Below are 16,826 nucleotides of genomic sequence, written 5' to 3' on the forward strand. Positions count from 1 at the left end.
GTGCCCTCCACTACGGGTGATGCAGGTGTCCTGCGCTTCACTGGGGTGGGTTACGTGTGACGGGTGGGGGAGTTCGGGCCGTACGCCCGGTCAGGCCAGGTGCCGCAGGACGTGGTAGCCCTCACCGAGGGCCACCCCGGCCTGCATGCCCCTGAGGACCGCGAGGCTGCGCAGGGTGAGTTCCGAACGCGTGTGGGGGTGTTCGTGGCTCTGGGAGCCGTACAGCTCCATCGCCTGGAGCTTGGCCGCGAGGTCCGCCTCGGAGAGCGCGACGATGAGGTTGGGGGAGTCCACGGGCTCGGACCGCCACTGGTCGGCGGCCTCCTCGTAGGACAGCACCAGGGCGGGGTGGTGGCGCAGACCGCAGTTCGAGGGGCGCAGGGCGGTGTGCACCGCCTCCGCCACGGCCTGGTGGTCCTGGTTGTAGCTCGTGCGATGCGGAACGAGCACCACGGTGGGCCGCAGGCGCGCGACCGAGAGCGGGCTGTCCCGCTCGATCAGCCGCGTCAGGTCCACCCGGGGGACCGCGTCCAGCCGCAGGTGGTGCTCGTCGCCCGGCAGCGCCATGTGCCAGTCGTCCCAGCGGAAGTGCTCCGAGACCTTCTTGATCTCGGTGTGGCGCTCCTCGGCGGTGGAGAAGCCCTTCGGGGACTGGTCGGCGGTGTCACCGACCGTCAGGAACTGCACGAAGACCTCCGCGCCCGCGCGCTTGGCCTTGTGCATCAGCCCGCCGCAGCCGAGGGTCTCGTCGTCGGGGTGGGGGGAGTAGACCAGGAGGCGCTCCTGGGACCAGTCCGTCGTCATGCCGGTTTCCCGTTCTTTGCCGAAGTGGGGCGATCGGTCGCCGCCCGGGCCGCCGGGCCCACCGCGCCCGTTGGCCCGGGTGGACGGTGCCCGCTCGCTGATCGGTGTCAGCCGCGGGCTCTCGCCTGACGGAGCACGCCCAGCGCGTCCGGTCCGGCGTTGAGCAGGAGGTCGATCGCTGACAGGCGGGGCACGAAGCCGTCGGACGGGCCGCGGGTGTGCTGCCGGTACACCGGATGGCGGAACTCCTGCCACTCGATGGCGATCCCGTAGCGGCCCAGGACCCCGGGGTCCAGGTAGTCCCTCGCGCCGTCGCCCGAGAGCAGGGTGTCCGCTCCCGCCTTGGCGCAGATCTGGGCCAACAGCTCACTCTTGTGCCCGGGGAAGTCCCCGAGCTCGCTCGCGCGCAGGACGGGTGTGGCGATGCCGAATCCGTGTGTCAGCAGGCGCGTGGTGGCGATGGCCAGGTCCGCGAGGTCGTCCCACTCCGTTTCGTACAGCCGGGCGATTTCCTCCCGGTAAACGTTCCAGAAGGGTGCCTTGCGGTAACAGTGTTCAGAGAGTGCCCTGAAGTGCTTACTGCGCCATTTCTGTGATTTGTCTATTTTCTTGTCGAGGATGCGCTCGTCGCGGCTCGCCTGGGTGACGGGCACGGTGAGAAGGACCGGATCACCGTGGCCGGCGACGTAGTTTCGGTTCTGCCAACCCCGACGTTCGAACTGAACCGTGTCAAGCATGATGAAACGGTCAGAACGGTCGATCTTGTCGATCAGTCCCAGCCATGGCCAATAGTGCGGCTGGTGGACGGCCACGCGCACGCGCGCGTCGTCGTCGCTGGTCAGGGTGGTGTTCCCGGAGAAGGGCCCCGGGGCGCCGTGCGCGGGATCTGGCGCGGGGGATCGTGGGTCGCCGATCACTCCGGGCGTTCTCCTTAACTCGTCGGTCAGGCGACGGGGATTTACCGGGATCCCATGGGTCCTCGTATAAACCGGTGGCGGTGGTCACCTCCGGCACCTCGTCGCAAATATCTTCTAATGGGTACCACCTCACGCAAGCCCGTGTATACGATTTGCGTGGCCTACATAGGACGCGAACCCGGGTGAACCCGTCGTCCGCGTAGGACGTCAACCCAAGGCCGACTTCACGGGTTGATGTCGGTCCGAAAACCGATGACATTCGAGGGGTCCCAGGGCTGTGCGTATCGTGCGTTCCATCGGTGGGCTGCTGACCGGGTTGATCGCCCTGGTGCTGGCCGTCGCGCTCTTCGTCTACTGGTTCGACTTCGCGTCGTCCATGGCCGCGGCCGCCGGGATCGGTGCCCTCGGGTACGTCTTCCTGTGGATGGCCTTCGGCCTGAACCTGCTGCTGTGGACCGTGGTCGGCCTGCTCAGGCTGGCCGAGGGCGGGGCGCGGGCGGCCCTGCGCCGACGCCCCGAGGACCGGCGCGCGAGCGTCGCCGGGAGCCGTGAACGGCGGCGCCTCCTCGTGGGCGCGGGCGGCCCCGGGGGAACCGAGGAGCTGACCGGGGGCGGGGCGAGCGGGTCCGCCGAGGAGGGAGCGCTCGACACCGCCGCCCCGGGCGGGCCGCTGGTGGCCGGGGACCCCGAGGTCACCACCCTCGCCGTCGTCATCCCGGCCCACAACGAGGAGCCGGTGATCGGCGCCGCGATCTCCTCCGCCCTCAGCCTGTTCGACCGGTGGGACGTCTACGTCGTCTCGGACTCGTCCGGGGACGCCACCGCCGAGATCGCGGCCCGGACCGGCGTGAACGTCCTCGAACTCCTCACCAACCGGGGCAAGGCCGGGGCCATCGAGGCGGTCATCGAGGAGTTCTCACTGACCGAGAACTACGACGGCGTGCTGATCCTGGACGCCGACACGGAGCTCGACCCGGGATACGTCGAGGGCGCCAGACGGCAGCTCCGGGACCCGGACGTGGCCGCCGTCGCGGGCTTCGTCGTCTCGGAGTGGAAGCCCCGGGAGCGGGGGCTGGTCGGGCGGGTCATCTCGGCCTACCGGGACCGCCTGTACTTCATGCTCCAGTACTTCATGCGCTTCGGGCAGACCTGGAAGCGGGCCAACGTCGCCTTCATCGTGCCGGGGTTCGCGAGCGTGTACCGCAGCCGCGCCCTGAGGGAGATCACCGTCAACCCCCCGGGGCTGGTGATCGAGGACTTCAACATGACCTTCGAGGTGCACCACAAGCGCCTCGGCCGGATCTCCATGCGGCCGGACACCAAGGCCTACAGCCAGGACCCGTTCACGTTCCGGGACTACCGCAAGCAGGTGGGCCGCTGGACCCTCGGCTTCTGGCAGACGGTGCGGCGGCACGGGGTGTGGCCGAGCTTCTTCTGGGCGGCCCTGGCCCTGTACGTCGTGGAGGTCGTGCTGGTCTCGGCGCTCTTCCTGGTGACCGTGGCGATCGCCCTGTTCGTACTGCTGGGCACGGTCGGCGGGGAGGCGCTGGCGGGGGTGCCGTTCCTCACCGAGGGGTTCACGGCGGTCACGGCGTTCCTGCCGCTGACGGCCCTGGCCATCGGCCTGCTCGTGCCGGACTACGTGCTCACCTGTGTCATGACCATGGTGCGGCGGCGGCCCTCGTACCTGTTCTACGGGCTGTTCTTCTTCCCGATCCGGATCGTGGACTCCTACCTGGCCCTGCGGATGATCCCGAAGGCCTGGACCGCCAGGTCCGACGGCCGGTGGAGCAGTCCCACCCGGGTCTCCCACAAGGATCGGTAACCGTCTCGACCTGCGGGAATGTGAGATTCTCCGAGCATGCCCACCCCAGGGGCCCACCGTGCCGGACACCGCTTAGCCTCGATGGAGGGGACCCGACCCTCCTCGGGGCGCAGTCGTTGAATGGGTGAAGTCGCAGTGGACAAGAGGCGTGTGTCGTTCGCGTTGTACCGGGTGCTCGCGTACATCACGGGAGTCTTCCTGTTGGGCCTGACCTTCCTGGCCATGCCCGCGAAGTACCTGGTGGGCGAGGACTCGAAGTTCCACCTGGTCGGTGCGCCGGAGGGGTGGGAGCACTGGTTCGGCCCCGAGTCGCCGCTGATGCTCTACGTCGCCATGCCGCACGGCTACGTCTACATGGCCTACGTGCTGGTCGTCCTGTGGGTGGCCCTGGACCGCCGTTGGGGCGCGGGCCGCACCCTGGGCGTCGTGCTCGCGGGCACCATCCCGGTCCTCGGCTTCGTGGTCGAGCACCGCGTGGTCCGGTCCGAGCAGGCGAAGGAGCTCGCCGCCGACCAGGCTCAGGAGCCCGTCGCCACGGGCTGATCCTCCGAGGCCGGGTCCTCCGCCAGTTCGCGGCGCATGAGGATGATCCAGAAGACCACGCCGGAGACGCCGAACATGGCCCACTGCACGGCGTAGCTGAGGCTGCGCCAGTTGACCGTGAACTCCGTGGGCGGTTCGGGCGGCGGCACCGGGGTGAGCCCGTCGACGGCGGGCTCGCTCTCGGGCAGGGTGACGTAGGCCGCGTAGAGGCGGTAGTCCCACTCTCCGACCAGCACGGACGGGGCGATCCGCTCGACCGTCCCCACCTCGGGGGAGCCCATGGGGACGACCCCCTCCGCGGCGTCCTGGGGCGGCTGGAGCCAACCGGTCACGGTGACGTCCCCCTCGGGGACGTCCGGGAGCCCGGTCCCGTCCTCCGTCCAGCCCCGGCTGACGGTCATGGCGACCCCGTCCTCGGTGACGAGGGGGAGGACCAGTACGTAGCCGTCGACCCCGTCCAGGCTCCGGGGCACGAGGAGCTGGGCCCCGGCGTCGAAGCGCCCGGACACCTCGACCGCCGTGTTGGTCGTGAGGTTGGGGTGCAGGAAATCGCCGGGTTCACCGAGGTCCGAGACGGGGATGGCGTCGGCCAGGTCCTCCACCGGGTTGGTGATGACGTCGCGGTCGGGCTCGAAGGCACGGGTGCCCTGCCAGTAGGTGCCCGCGACGCACACGGCGACCACCAGGACGGCCAGCAGGTGCAGGCCGAGCCAGCGTGGGCTGAAGAGCGGAGATCTCACCCGACCAGGCTATGTCCGCCCTCGGAGCGTCCACTCATGACCCCGTGTTGACGATGCCCACACCCCGCTTGGCCGGGCCACGCCCCAGGAATGACGATCACTTTAAGTAGTTTCTCGTGACACAGGGTTGTTATTCGTGGGTGTGGTCGGTAGTGTCTCTATCAACGCGGAACGACAAGATCGCTTCCACGTGGCAGACCTTCAGGCCGCGACTCCAGGGGGGAGGAGTCGCAGGCCGCTTCCCAGAGCGAGGGTTGCCTCCGTACTTTGAGGGGGGATGCGGAGGCGACCCTCGCCACCTCGTAGACGGGGACGTTTCCACTGTTCAGTGGGAACGTCCCCGTTCTCTTTCCGTCCTCAGGGCTGCTTGTTCCGGCGGCTCCCCGCCGGGGGATCGGTCCGCCTGCGCTCCCCCGACGTCTCCGCGCGGCTCCGGTGGCGCGCCGCGTACACCCTCAGTGCCAGGTTGACCGCGTCGTCCCTGGTGCGCGCGCCCGAGAAACGCATGGCCTCCCGAAGGGCCTCGTCGTCGATGTCGATCCAGGTCGGGCTCACTCCGCGCTCCTCGCCGCTCGGGATGGGGTCAGGCCCATCGTCCCGCATGCGGAGGGTGGCGCGCGCACTACCCAGGGTGGTGTCGGTCAGCCCATCGTCTTCTGGCCGTCGAGGGACTCCCGGATGATGTCGGCGTGCCCGCAGTGCTGAGCCGTCTCGCGGATCAGGTGGATGACCACGTCACGGGCGGTCCAGGACTTCTCCTCCGGGAACCACGGCGCGGCCGGGAGCTTCTGGCTGACCTCCAGGTCCGGCAGGGCTCGGACGTACGCGTCGGTCTCCTTGGCCTGCTGCTCGTAGGCGGCGAGCGTCCCCTCCAGGGTCTCCTCACCGATGAGGCGGAAGCTGTTCTCGTGTCTGTCCAGGGTGTCCTGGGACTCGTAGTCGACCTCATGCGGGCCCTCCTCGATGAAGTCGATCCACCCCTTCTCCACCGAGGTCACGTGCTTGACGATCCCCGCCAGACACAGCCCGCTCGCGGTGGTGCGCCGGGTGGCCTGCTCCTGGTCCAGCCCCTGGAGGGTCGTGAGCAGGAACGCGCGCTGCTGGGCCAGGAAGTCCAGCAGCGACTCCCGCTCGACGTTGACCTGGTTGTTCGTCTCACCCATGGAAACTCCTCAGTCGGGGTCCGTCTCGATGCCTCGACCCTAGGGAGCGAGGCGGTCAACGACTGTCCTCCATTTGCTGGGCATGACCGGGTTTTCTGGCTTCCTTGAAAGCTGTGTGGATAACCTGGCGTTCTGGCGACCCGGAGGTTCCATGGCCCTGATTCCGCTCCAGTACCGGCTCGACGGCCCCAGGCACGCGCCCGTCGTGCTGCTCGTGCCGCCGTTCGGTACGAAGATGTCGGTCTGGGAACCCCAGATGCCCGAGCTCACCCGCAACCGCCAGGTGCTGCGGATCAACCACCGGGGCCACGGCTTCTCACCGGTACCCGAGGGCCCCTACTCGGTCGAGGACCTGGCACTGGACGTCCTCGGGCTCCTGGAGGACCGGGGGTTCACGCGGGTCTCGGCGGTCGGGGGCGGCCTCGGAGGCGCCCTCCTGCTGTGGATCGCCGCCAACTCGCCGCGCACCCTGGAGCGCCTGGTGCTCCTGGCCGGAACGTCCCGGACCCCGCCCACGCACCGCTGGGACCGGATCGCCTCCCAGGTCCGCGAGGGCGGCATGGACGCGGTCACCGCCGAGGTGGTCCTGCCCTGGTTCACGCCCGACCTGACCGACGACCGCCCGGAGGTGGCGGCCCGGTTCACGGAGGACTTCGGCTCCGTCGACCCGCGCGCCTACGCTTCGATCTGCGACGCCCTGGCCGCCATGGACCAGCGCAACCTGGTCTCCGGGGTGCGCGTGCCGACCCTGGTCGCCTCCGCCGCGCACGACCCCCTGCTGCCGCCGGGGCACGGGCGCCGCCTGGCCGACGGGATCTCCCAGGCGCGGTTCGAGGTGGTCCCCGGCGCCGCGCACCTGCTCGGGGTGGAGCGCGCCGACCGGGTCAACCAACTGCTCGCGGAGCACGTCGCGGCCTGAGTCAGACCAGCGGGACCAGGGGGCTGTTGACCTCCAGGAGGTAGCCGTCCGGGTCGCGGAAGTGCGCGGCGCGGATGCCCCACGCCGTCCAGTCGCGGGGCTCCATCACCAGCCGGGCGCCGCTCGCCACCAGCCCCGCGGCCGTCTCGTCCACGTCGTCCACCTCGAAGATCACCGCGAGCCGGTCCTGGTGGGGGAGGGCGGGGTCGGCGGTGTCCGTCTCCAGTGCCTCGGCCATCACCTCGCGCTGGTTGAGGGCCAGCCGCGTCCCCGAGCGCACGTCGAACTCGGCGTAGCGGCTCACCTCGTCGCCCCACAGGACGGGGAGCTTGAGGATGTCCGCGTAGAAGCGGAAGCAGGCCTCGTAGTCGTTCACGAGGAGCCTGATGTAGCTACAGCGCATGGGGGCCTCCTGCCGTGCGGGCTGGGTGTCGGCACCATTCTCGGGTCCGAGCATGACGTACACCTGAGTATCCGTACCCGGATGACGCATGGCCGGATCCGGCCACCCGTGTCGCCCCCTCCGTTGACCTGCTCTTCCACCACCGAGCACAGATGCGACGTTCCATATCCCCTGTGCTGCCATATGTAGTACACGTACTATCAACCGCAAGCGGCCCGAGAGGAACAAGAGCGTGCCCACCGAGAAGACCGACGGACGCCACCCCAGAGCGGGCTCCGAGACGATCCACAACCGGATCGCGATGCTGCGGGCCGAGCGCGGCGTCTCCCGCCGGGAACTGGCCGTGGCCCTCGGGGTGCACTACCAGACCGTCGGTTACCTGGAACGGGGCGAGTACAGCCCGAGCCTCCACCTGGCGCTGCGCATCGCGCGGTACTTCGAGGTCCCGGTCGAGGTCGTCTTCTCCACCGAACCCTTCCCCCGCATCGGCCGGTGACCGGTCACCCCCCCAACCCCCAGGGAGAGACATGAACGCACGTACCGAAGAGCGCGCGCGGGCCCGTCGCCAGAAGCTGGTCGACCAGTTCGAGGATCCCCGGACCCGTGCCCTCTGGGCCGACCGGACCGCCCGTGTCCGCAGGCTGTACCTGGCGGTGGCCCTGGTCCTGATGGGCACGGCGGCGCTCACCTCGCTGGCCCTGTCCCAGAGCGCCCTCATGCTGACGGGATCGAGCCTCGCGGTGGTCGTCCTCATGATCGCGCAGACCGGAGCCCTCCAGAGGCTCGAAGCCGGGTCGCGGACCCTGCACGGTTACGCGGAGGTGGTGGACGAGCGCCAACGCTCCGAGATCGACGCCGCCCGGGACCTCGGGCACTCGGTCACGTCGGCCCTGCTCCTGCTGGTGGTGGCGGTCGTCGGCGTCGCACAGCTCATGGGCACGTTCCCCCTGGCGGACCTGACCGTGCCCGCTGGCCTGCTGCTTCCGGTCGTCTGGCTGGCCCTGGTGGTGCACCGGTCGTTCCCCGCCTTCTACCTGGCCTGGACCCAGCCCGACGAGCAGCCCGACGACGCCTGAGCGTGCGGGTCTACAGGAAGGGGTCGGGGCCCGCCCAGCCGTAGGTGTCGCGCTGTCGGGCCTCGGCCAGCTCGTCCTCGCTCAGGACACGGGGCTCACCGAGCTGGCGGGCGCGCAGGTAGGCGGAGCAGAGCCAGTCGAGCAGCCGGAGGTTCGCCAGGGCCTGCTCCAGGCCGCGCCCCAGGGCCACCCCGCCGTGGTTGGCGAGCAGGGCGGCGTCGCGGCCCTTCAGGGCCTTGACCGCCTGGTCAGCGATGTCACCCGTGCCGTAGGGCATGTACGGGGTCACGCTGACGGCGCCGCCCAGACCGGCGGCGCGGTGGTGGATCGGGGGGAGCTCGGGGAACACCGAGGAGACCGCGACGGTGTCCGCGGTGAACGCGTTGACCACGGCGAGGGCCTCCCGGCCCTGTTCGGCGGCGTGGCGGTGCACGGCCATGTGGAGCGTGGCCTCGGCGGCGGGGTCGCGCCGACCCTCCAGCATCCGGTCGTCCAGCGACATCACCGGACAGTCGATCGGCTGGAGCTGGTCCAGGGGCACACCGTGCGGGGTGACGACCACCAGGTCGCCGCTGCGGACACTGACGGTCCCGGCCTCGCCGGGCGCCGTTCCCGGGTGCTGGGCGATGGCGCGAGCGGTCAGACAGACGTCGCGGCGTTCCTGTTCCAGCTGCATACGATCCTCGGTGGGGTGCGCGGTCAGCGGCTCCGCGGAGAAACCGGACCAACCGACTTAGGTACACCTAATGTACGTCAGGACGGCCGATCTGTAATCCCCCCTAGGCGACCAGGCCGTGCCGGTAGGCGTACACCACCGCCTGGACGCGGTCGCGCAGGTCGAGCTTGGTCAGGATGCGCGAGACGAAGGTCTTCACGGTCTCCTGGCTGATGAAGAGGCTCGTGGCGATCTCGCCGTTGGACAGCCCGTCGGCGATCAGCCCCAGCACCTCCAGTTCTCGCGGGGTCAGCGGGACCTCCGTCTCGGGGGCGTGGGAAGGCCGGATCCGGGCGGCGAAGCGGCCCACCAGCTGGCGGGTGACCTCGGGGGCCAGCAGCGCGGCGCCGGAGGCCACGGTGCGGATGCCGTGCAGCAGCTGGTCCGGGGGAGCGTCCTTGAGCAGGAACCCGCTCGCGCCCGCGCGCAGCGCCTCGTACACGTACTCGTCGAGGCTGAACGTGGTGACCACCAGGACCTTCACCGGGTGTTCCACCTCCGATCCGGCCAGCAGCCGGGTCGCCTCGATCCCGTCGAGCTCGGGCATCCGCACGTCCATCACCACGACGTCCGGCCGCAGGCGCTCCGCGAGCTCCACGGCGGCGCGCCCGTCACCGCACTCCCCGACGACCTCCATGTCCGGCTGCGCGCCGATGATGGTCACCAGCCCGGTACGGATCAGCACCTGGTCGTCGCAGACCAGCACCCTGATGCTCATGGCCGCGCGGGGATGCGCGCGTGCACGGTGAAACCGTCGCCGCGGGGTCCGGCGGTGAACTCGCCACCCATGACCTCGACGCGTTCGCGCAGCCCGACCAGGCCCCGTCCGCTGCCGCCGGGGGAGACCCCCGGGGGTCCGGGGCGCTCGGTGTCGACGTTCACTGTGATCTCCTCGGGGCGGTGGCGCACGCGCACCGTGGTGGGGCTTCCGTGCGCGTACTTGAGGGCGTTGGTCAGCGCCTCGCGCACGACCCGGTGCGCGACGAGTTCGGCGCCGCCCCGGGTCCCGGCCGGGGCGCCCTCCTCGCTGAACCTCACGGGCTGCCCGGCCCGGCGGGTCCGCTCCACCACGTCGAGCATCCCCTCGTCGTTGGCGGGCGCGGGGTTGGCCGGGTCGAGCACGTCCAGGAGCTGCCGCAGGTCGGTGATGGCCTGGCGGCCGGTGCCGGTGACCGTGCTCAGGGTCTGGTCGAGGCGTTCGGGCGCGGCGGTCAGGTAGCGCGCGGCCTCGGTCTGCACGACCATCGCGGTCACGTGGTGGGTGACGACGTCGTGGAGTTCCCGGGCGATGCGGGCGCGTTCGGCGGCCAGCGTGTCCGCCGCCAGGCGGCGGCGCCGCTCGGCCTCGGCCACCCGCGTGGAGCGCAGCCACGAACCGATCCCCCAGGCCAGGCCGTGCGCGAAGTAGAAGACCACCCACTCGGCCGGGGTCTCCCCCTCGCCCAGCCGGGTCAGGGCCAGAGCCAGGGCCACGAACCCCGCCGTCCCCACCAGCAGGGTGGTGCGCCGGTACCGGTCGAGGTGGACGCCCGCGCTCATGAGCGCGATCGGCATCGCGGTCCCGGCGATCAGGTGGTACCCGCTCAGCTGGTCGAGGGCGAAGCCGACCGCCACCAGGGCCAGGGTCAGCGCGGGCCACCGCCGCCGACCGGCCAGCGGCAGGCACTGGAGGGCGAGCGCGACCACGCCCAGGGCGTCGAGGGGGCGGTCCGGAACTCCGCCGACCTGGGTGCCGTAACCGTGCAGAGCGGGGACGCAGGAGACGGACAGGAGGATGAGGGCGAGGGGCAGGTCTCGGACGGTGACGTCGAGCCGCCGCCACAGAAGGGGAAGACGTCGGAGCCAGGTCACGGACGCAGTGTAGTCGCGCAGAGCCACGGCGACGCTCCCTTTGTCCCCCATGCGAGCTACGTACAGGTGTCCACTCAGCGGTGACGACCCCGGGCCCCGGTTTCCGTAGCGTTCTCCACATACCGAATTCCCCTTCCGGCCACTCCGTACGGCCGGGCCCGCTGCCTGGAGGCACCCCATGTTCCGCACCTTCCGGACGACCGCCCTGACCGCTCTGTGCTGCGCCGCGGCGGTTCCCGGGCTGGTCGGGTGCGGAGTGCTCTCCGAGGTGGGCACCGAACTGGGGTCGGCGGCCGAGGAGGTGCAGTCGGACCTGGAGGACGCCGCCAACGAGGTGCTCACCGAGGGGCAGCTGTTCACCGGGACCAAGACGCTCGAGGTCGACGGCGCCTCCGTCAACGTCTCCTGCTCCGGTACGCCCTCGGACGGCCGACCGGTCATCGTGCTGATGGCGGGCATGGGTGACGGCCTGGACACCCTGGCGGGTGTGCAGGAGACCCTGGCCGAGGACGAGCGGGTCTGCTCCTACGACCGGCTCGGTGAGGGCGAGAGCGACCAACCGGAGGGCCTACAGAGCATCGACGACGCCGGGGCGACGCTGACCGCCGTCCTGGAGGACGTGGCCGGTGACGGCCCCGTGGTCCTGGCCGGTCACTCGCTGGGCGGCCTGATCGCCGCCCGCTACGCCCCGGACCACCAGGACCGTGTCAGCGGGCTGGTGCTGCTGGACGCCACGTCCCCGACGATGATCGACGACATCACCGGAGTGATCCCGGAGTCGGCCACCGGGGAGGGCGCCGAGGTGCGCGCGCAGAACCTGGCCATCTTCCAGGGCGAGAACCCGGAGGGGATCCTGATCGACAGCGACCCGGAGGTCCGCTCGGCGGGGGACATCCCGGTGGAGGTCATCCAGCACGGGGTCCGCTACCTCGGTGAGATCGCGGAGTACGGCGACGACCTGGAGCGCGTGTGGACCGAGGGCCAGGAGCAGTGGCTGGCGCTCTCCGACCGCAGCCGGCTCAGCACCGCCGAGGCGAGCGGCCACTACATCCACGTCGACGAGCCCGACGTAGCCGTCGAGGCCATCCGCCGCGTGACCGACGAGGCTGCCGCCTGAACCTCGGCCTCGCGCCGAACGTCCGGAACCGACCGAGTTCCACACAAACACACGTCAAAGACTCGTCCCGGTCTTCCCCAGGGTGGTGTGTCCACCTGCCCCAGGGGAGGGCCGGGGCGTAGGTCTGTCCAGGCGGGCTGGTGATATGAGCCACGGCCGAGACGTACCGTAACGCGCTGTTTGCCCTGATCAGTGGGGGTTATGGGAGCGTTGTGGCGTATGTGACCTACGAGACGAGGCTGTTTGTGACTAGCGATCCTGGGCAGAGAGGGTCCGTGAACCAGACCCATGTAACCCTGCCGACCGTGCCGTACCTGTCCGAACCCGGAGCGTCCACCGCCACCAGCCTGTACATCGACGGCGAGTGGCGGGCGGCCCGGAACGGACGCGTCCGAGAGATCCTGGACCCGGCCGACGCCTCCGTACTGACCATCGTCAGTGAGGGCGGCAGGGACGACACCGAAGCCGCCATCGCCGCCGCGCGCCGCGCCTTCGACCACGGCGAGTGGCGACGCACCTCCGCCGACGAGCGGGGCCGCGTCCTCGAACGGATCGCCGACCTGCTCCAGCGCGACCGCGAGGAGATCGCGGTCATGGAGTCGCTGGACACCGGTAAGACCATCGAGGAGGGCGGGATCGACGTCGACGACGTCACCAACGTCTTCCGCTACTACGCCGGGCTGGCCGACAAGGACGCGGGCCGCCTCGTGTCCGCTCCCGAGGGCGTCCACAGCAAGGTCGTCTACGAGCCCGTCGGCGTCTGCGGCATGATCACGCCCTGGAACTACCCGCTGCTCCAGCTCGCCTGGAAGATGGCCCCGGCCATCGCGGCGGGCAACACCATGGTGATCAAGCCGAGCGAGGTCACCCCGGTGACCACCGCCAAGCTGGTCGAGCTCACCACCGAGGCGGGCGTCCCCGCCGGTGTGGTCAACCTCGTCCTGGGCAGCGGCCCCGACGCCGGAGCCCCCCTGTCCGAGCACCCCGACGTCGACCTCGTCTCCTTCACCGGAGGCCTGGTCACCGGGCGCCGGATCATGGCGTCGGCCGCCGAGACGGTCAAGAAGATCGCCCTGGAACTGGGCGGTAAGAACCCCAACATCATCTTCCCGGACGTGGACCTCGACACGGCCGTGGACTACGCGCTCAGCGCCGCGTTCTTCCACTCCGGCCAGGTGTGCTCGGCCGGTGCGCGGCTCATCGTGCACAACGACATCCACGACGCCTTCACCACCGAGCTCGCCCGCCGGGCCGAGGCGATCCGCATCGGCCGGGGCCAGAACGAGGGCGTGCGCTGCGGTCCCCTGGTCTCCGCCGAGCACCGGGCCAAGGTCGAGAAGGCCGTGGCGCGCGGCGTCGAGGAGGGCGCCCGGGTCATCGCGGGCGGCAGGCGCCCCGAGGACGCCGACCTCCGGGACGGCTACTTCTACCGGCCCACCGTGTTCGTGGACTGCGACCGCTCCATGGACATCGTGCAGACCGAGGTGTTCGGCCCGGTCGTGACCGTCGAACGGTTCGAGACCGAGGCCCAGGCGATCGAGCTGGGCAACGACACCGACTACGGGCTCTCCGGCGGCGTGTGGACCGACGACACCGCCCGCGGCGAGCGCGTGGCCGCGGCCCTGCGCCACGGCACGGTGTGGATCAACGACTACGGCCCGTACTTCCCGGGCGCCGAGTGGGGCGGCTTCGGCCGCAGCGGCGTCGGCCGCGAACTCGGCCTGGCCGGACTCGACGAGTACCGCGAGGCCAAGCACGTCTACCGGAACCTGTCGCCCGAACCGCAGCGCTGGTTCGGCTAGCGACCACCGCCCTCCGGGGACCGGGCGCCACCGGCACCCGGAAACCCGCAGGCCACCCGCCGACGCGGTTCCGTCCTCCGCGTCGGCGGGTGCCCTTCTCACCGAGTGCCGCGAACGCCGCGGCACCGGAACGCACATGCCAGACCGAGTACACACAGGTCGGTTTCCCCGGCATCCCCCTGAGCCACACGAACGAGAGGATTCGGCCCGTGTCCACGAAAGAAACCACCTACGACTACGTCATCGTCGGCGGAGGCACGGCGGGATCGGTGATCGCCAACCGGCTCACCGAGGACCCCGGCACCACCGTCTGCGTCATCGAGGGCGGGCCGGACGACCGCGACCTGGAGCACGTGCTCAGGCTCCGCGACTGGCTGAGCGTCCTCGACAGCGACCTCGACTACGGGTACACCACCACCGAGCAGCCCAACGGCAACTCGCACATCCTGCACTCGCGCGCCCGGGTGCTGGGCGGCTGTTCCTCGCACAACACGCTCATCAGCTTCCGGCCGTTCGCCGAGGACCTGGACGACTGGGTGGCGGCGGGCGCCGAGGGCTGGGACAACGCCACCGTGCAGTCCTACGCCGACCGCATCAAGTGCAACATCATCCCCATCGCGGAGAAGGACCGGAACGCGATGGTCAAGGACTGGGTGTCCTCGGCCGCCGAGGCGGCGGACGTCCCGGTCGTCGAGGACTTCAACGCCCTGACCTCCCACGGCGGCGGGTTCTCCGACGGCGCCGGATTCCTGTCCATCGCCTACGACCCCTACACCGGCCACCGCTCCTCGGCCTCGGTGGCGTACCTGCACCCGATCATGGACGTGCGCGGCAACCTCACCGTGCTCCTGGAGACCTGGGTCGGCCGGATCCTGTTCGACGGGGACCGCGCCACCGGCGTCAGCGCCACCACGAAGGACGGCGAGCGGATCACCGTCCGCGCCCGCCAGGAGGTCATCGTCGCGGCGGGCGCCGTGGACAGCCCCCGCCTGCTCATGCTGTCCGGTGTCGGAAACGCCGAGGAGCTGGGCGCGATCGGCGTCGAGAGCCACCACCACCTGCCGGGCGTGGGGGAGAACCTCCAGGACCACCCGGAGTCGATCATCATGTGGGAGACCACGAAGCGGGTCCCCGAGAACACCGTGATGGACTCCGACGCGGCCCTGTTCGTGCGGCGCGAGGACGGCGACGACCCCCGCCCGGACCTGATGTTCCACATCTACCAGATCCCCTTCGACGACAACACGAAGCGGCTGGGCTACGAGTCGCCCGAGGACGGCTGGGCGGTCTGTATGACCCCGAACATCCCGCGCTCGCGCTCGCGCGGCAAGCTCTACCTCACCAGCGCCGACCCGGCGGCCAAGCCCGCCCTCGACTTCCGGTACTTCACCGACCCCGACGGGTACGACGAGAGGACCATCGTGGACGGGCTGAGGATCGCCCGCGACGTCGCCGCCACCGAGCCGTTCCGCTCCTGGATCAAGCGCGAGGTCGCCCCCGGACCGCAGGTCCGGACGGACGAGGAGCTGTCCGAGTACGGCCGCCGCGCCGCGCACACCGTGTACCACCCGGCGGGCACGTGCCGGATGGGCGCCGCCGACGACGAGAACGCCGTGGTCGACCCCCGCCTGAGGGTGCGCGGGCTGCGCGGCCTCAGGGTCGCGGACGCCTCGGTGTTCCCGACCCTGCCCACCCCCAACCCGATGGTGATGGTGCTCGCCCTGGGCGAGCGCGCCGCCGACCTGATCCGCGAGGATCGGTCCGCCGCTGAGGGGGAGGCCCGATGAGCGCCCCGGCCGCCGAAGCGGCCCCCGCGACGGGCCCCACCGACGTCACCTTCTCCGTCCGCAACCTGTGGAAGATCTTCGGTAGGAACGCCGACGACGTCATCGGCACGGAGCTGGAGCGGGCCGACCGCGACCGCATCAAGGAGGAGACCGGCTGCACCGTCGCGGTGCGCGACGTCTCCTTCGACGTGCGCCCCGGTGAGACCTTCGTGGTCATGGGCCTGTCCGGCTCCGGGAAGTCGACGCTCATCCGCTGCCTCACCCGCCTGATCGAGCCCACCTCGGGTTCGGTCACGCTCGACGGCGAGGACATCGGGGACGCCACCGAACAGCGCCTGCGCGAACTGCGCCGCCACAAGATGGCGATGGTCTTCCAGCACTTCGGCCTCCTGCCCAACCGCAGGATCATCGACAACGTCGCCTACGGGCTGGAGGTGCGCGGGATGCCGCGCGCCGAACGCTACGAGCGGGCGCAGGAGATGATCGAGATGGTGGGCCTGGCCGGGTACGAGCGGTCCCGCCCCGGCGAGCTGTCCGGCGGCATGCAGCAGCGCGTGGGCCTGGCCCGCGCCCTGGCCGTCGACCCGCAGGTACTGCTGTTCGACGAGCCGTTCAGCGCCCTGGACCCGCTCATCCGCCGCGACATGCAGAACGAGGTCATCCGGCTCCAGCAGGAGCTGAACAAGACCTCGGTCTTCATCACCCACGACCTCCAGGAGGCCCTCAAGCTGGGCGACCGCATCGCGATCATGCGCGACGGCGAGCTCGTCCAGGTGGGCACCCCGGAGGAGGTCGTCGGCCGCCCGGTCAACTCCTACGTCGCGGACTTCACGTCCGACGTGGCCCGCACGACCGTGCTCACCGCCCGGTGGCTGGTCCGCGACGCCTACCCGGACGAGCGCACCGACGGCCCGACCACCGAACCCGGCACCGTCCTGGCGGAGGTCCTGCCGATGCTCGCCGCGAGCACCGCCCCGGTCCGGGTCGTGGAGGGCGACACCCTCCTCGGCTACGTGGGCCGCGACGACGTGCTGCGCGCCATCGCGGAGGACCAGCTGGAGGGCGCCGAACAGGTCGACGCGATGGTCGAGGAGGCGGTGGAGGAGATCTCCGACGACGCCGTCGACCACGGCGGCTCCGACGCGACGGGGAACGGTGCGTGAC

18 protein-coding genes are annotated in these 16,826 nt (G+C 70.6%); 9 read left to right on the forward strand and 9 right to left on the reverse strand.

Annotated features, from left to right (window positions below; all coding sequences use genetic code 11):
- Positions 1–90 precede the first annotated feature (90 nt).
- The gene (locus AC0VYM_RS01685) at positions 91–804 is read right to left on the reverse strand and encodes a PIG-L deacetylase family protein (protein ID WP_475458165.1); all 714 of its coding nucleotides are present in this window, start codon (positions 802–804) and stop codon (positions 91–93) included.
- A 107-nt stretch (positions 805–911) separates the two neighbouring features.
- Positions 912–1,646, reverse strand: coding sequence for a WbqC family protein (locus AC0VYM_RS01690; RefSeq protein ID WP_475462903.1), 735 nt, complete (start codon positions 1,644–1,646; stop codon positions 912–914).
- Between the two features lie 352 nt (positions 1,647–1,998).
- Here AC0VYM_RS01690 and AC0VYM_RS01695 point away from each other — a divergent pair, with 352 nt between their 5' ends.
- Positions 1,999–3,546, forward strand: a complete 1,548-nt coding sequence (locus tag AC0VYM_RS01695) for a glycosyltransferase family 2 protein (RefSeq protein ID WP_475458167.1) — start codon at positions 1,999–2,001, stop codon at positions 3,544–3,546.
- Between the two features lie 120 nt (positions 3,547–3,666).
- A complete protein-coding gene (locus AC0VYM_RS01700) occupies positions 3,667–4,089 on the forward strand; it encodes a DUF3817 domain-containing protein (RefSeq protein ID WP_475458169.1) in 423 nt (140 codons plus the stop codon).
- Here AC0VYM_RS01700 and AC0VYM_RS01705 read toward each other — a convergent pair.
- From AC0VYM_RS01705 to AC0VYM_RS01715, 3 genes are all read right to left on the reverse strand, one after another.
- Positions 4,065–4,829, reverse strand: coding sequence for an SURF1 family protein (locus AC0VYM_RS01705; RefSeq protein WP_475458171.1), 765 nt, complete (start codon positions 4,827–4,829; stop codon positions 4,065–4,067). The genes AC0VYM_RS01700 and AC0VYM_RS01705 overlap by 25 nt on opposite strands.
- 357 nt (positions 4,830–5,186) lie before the next feature.
- Positions 5,187–5,384, reverse strand: coding sequence for a type II toxin-antitoxin system VapB family antitoxin (locus AC0VYM_RS01710; RefSeq protein ID WP_475458173.1), 198 nt, complete (start codon positions 5,382–5,384; stop codon positions 5,187–5,189).
- A gap of 86 nt (positions 5,385–5,470) precedes the next feature.
- Entirely contained in the window at positions 5,471–5,992 is a 522-nt protein-coding gene (locus AC0VYM_RS01715; protein WP_475458176.1) for a DinB family protein, read from the reverse strand.
- 151 nt (positions 5,993–6,143) lie between these two features.
- Between AC0VYM_RS01715 and AC0VYM_RS01720 the strand changes: the two genes are divergently transcribed.
- Positions 6,144–6,911, forward strand: a complete 768-nt coding sequence (locus AC0VYM_RS01720) for an alpha/beta fold hydrolase (protein ID WP_475458177.1) — start codon at positions 6,144–6,146, stop codon at positions 6,909–6,911.
- A gap of 1 nt (position 6,912) precedes the next feature.
- On the opposite strand, the gene AC0VYM_RS01725 is transcribed toward AC0VYM_RS01720, so the two are convergent.
- Positions 6,913–7,314, reverse strand: coding sequence for a VOC family protein (locus tag AC0VYM_RS01725; protein WP_475458179.1), 402 nt, complete (start codon positions 7,312–7,314; stop codon positions 6,913–6,915).
- 232 nt (positions 7,315–7,546) lie between these two features.
- Here AC0VYM_RS01725 and AC0VYM_RS01730 point away from each other — a divergent pair, with 232 nt between their 5' ends.
- Complete coding sequence (locus AC0VYM_RS01730; RefSeq protein WP_475458181.1) at positions 7,547–7,810, forward strand: helix-turn-helix transcriptional regulator; 264 nt, start codon at positions 7,547–7,549, stop codon at positions 7,808–7,810.
- Between the two features lie 31 nt (positions 7,811–7,841).
- Entirely contained in the window at positions 7,842–8,390 is a 549-nt protein-coding gene (locus AC0VYM_RS01735; protein WP_475458183.1) for a hypothetical protein, read from the forward strand.
- A 10-nt stretch (positions 8,391–8,400) separates the two neighbouring features.
- On the opposite strand, the gene AC0VYM_RS01740 is transcribed toward AC0VYM_RS01735, so the two are convergent.
- The 3 genes from AC0VYM_RS01740 to AC0VYM_RS01750 form a co-directional block, all read right to left on the reverse strand.
- Entirely contained in the window at positions 8,401–9,066 is a 666-nt protein-coding gene (locus AC0VYM_RS01740) for a class II aldolase/adducin family protein (protein ID WP_475458186.1), read from the reverse strand.
- Positions 9,067–9,169: 103 nt separating this feature from the next.
- A complete protein-coding gene (locus AC0VYM_RS01745; RefSeq protein WP_475458188.1) occupies positions 9,170–9,823 on the reverse strand; it encodes a response regulator in 654 nt (217 codons plus the stop codon).
- Entirely contained in the window at positions 9,820–10,956 is a 1,137-nt protein-coding gene (locus tag AC0VYM_RS01750) for a sensor histidine kinase (protein WP_475458190.1), read from the reverse strand. Before AC0VYM_RS01750 ends, AC0VYM_RS01745 begins: the two co-directional genes overlap by 4 nt.
- A gap of 178 nt (positions 10,957–11,134) precedes the next feature.
- On the opposite strand from AC0VYM_RS01750, the gene AC0VYM_RS01755 reads away from it, so the two are divergent.
- The 4 genes from AC0VYM_RS01755 to AC0VYM_RS01770 all read left to right on the forward strand — a co-directional run bounded on the left by AC0VYM_RS01755 (position 11,135) and on the right by AC0VYM_RS01770 (position 16,825).
- Positions 11,135–12,073, forward strand: coding sequence for an alpha/beta fold hydrolase (locus tag AC0VYM_RS01755; RefSeq protein WP_475458192.1), 939 nt, complete (start codon positions 11,135–11,137; stop codon positions 12,071–12,073).
- Positions 12,074–12,348: 275 nt separating this feature from the next.
- A complete protein-coding gene (locus AC0VYM_RS01760) occupies positions 12,349–13,875 on the forward strand; it encodes an aldehyde dehydrogenase family protein (protein ID WP_475458194.1) in 1,527 nt (508 codons plus the stop codon).
- A 209-nt stretch (positions 13,876–14,084) separates the two neighbouring features.
- On the forward strand, positions 14,085–15,662 hold the full coding sequence (locus tag AC0VYM_RS01765; protein WP_475458197.1) for a GMC family oxidoreductase: 1,578 nt from the start codon (positions 14,085–14,087) through the stop codon (positions 15,660–15,662).
- Positions 15,659–16,825, forward strand: a complete 1,167-nt coding sequence (locus tag AC0VYM_RS01770; protein WP_475458199.1) for a quaternary amine ABC transporter ATP-binding protein — start codon at positions 15,659–15,661, stop codon at positions 16,823–16,825. The genes AC0VYM_RS01765 and AC0VYM_RS01770 overlap by 4 nt, the downstream gene beginning before the upstream one ends.
- The last annotated feature ends 1 nt before the right edge of the window (position 16,826 follow it).

Source organism: Nocardiopsis sp. iso_237 (genome assembly GCF_056173345.1).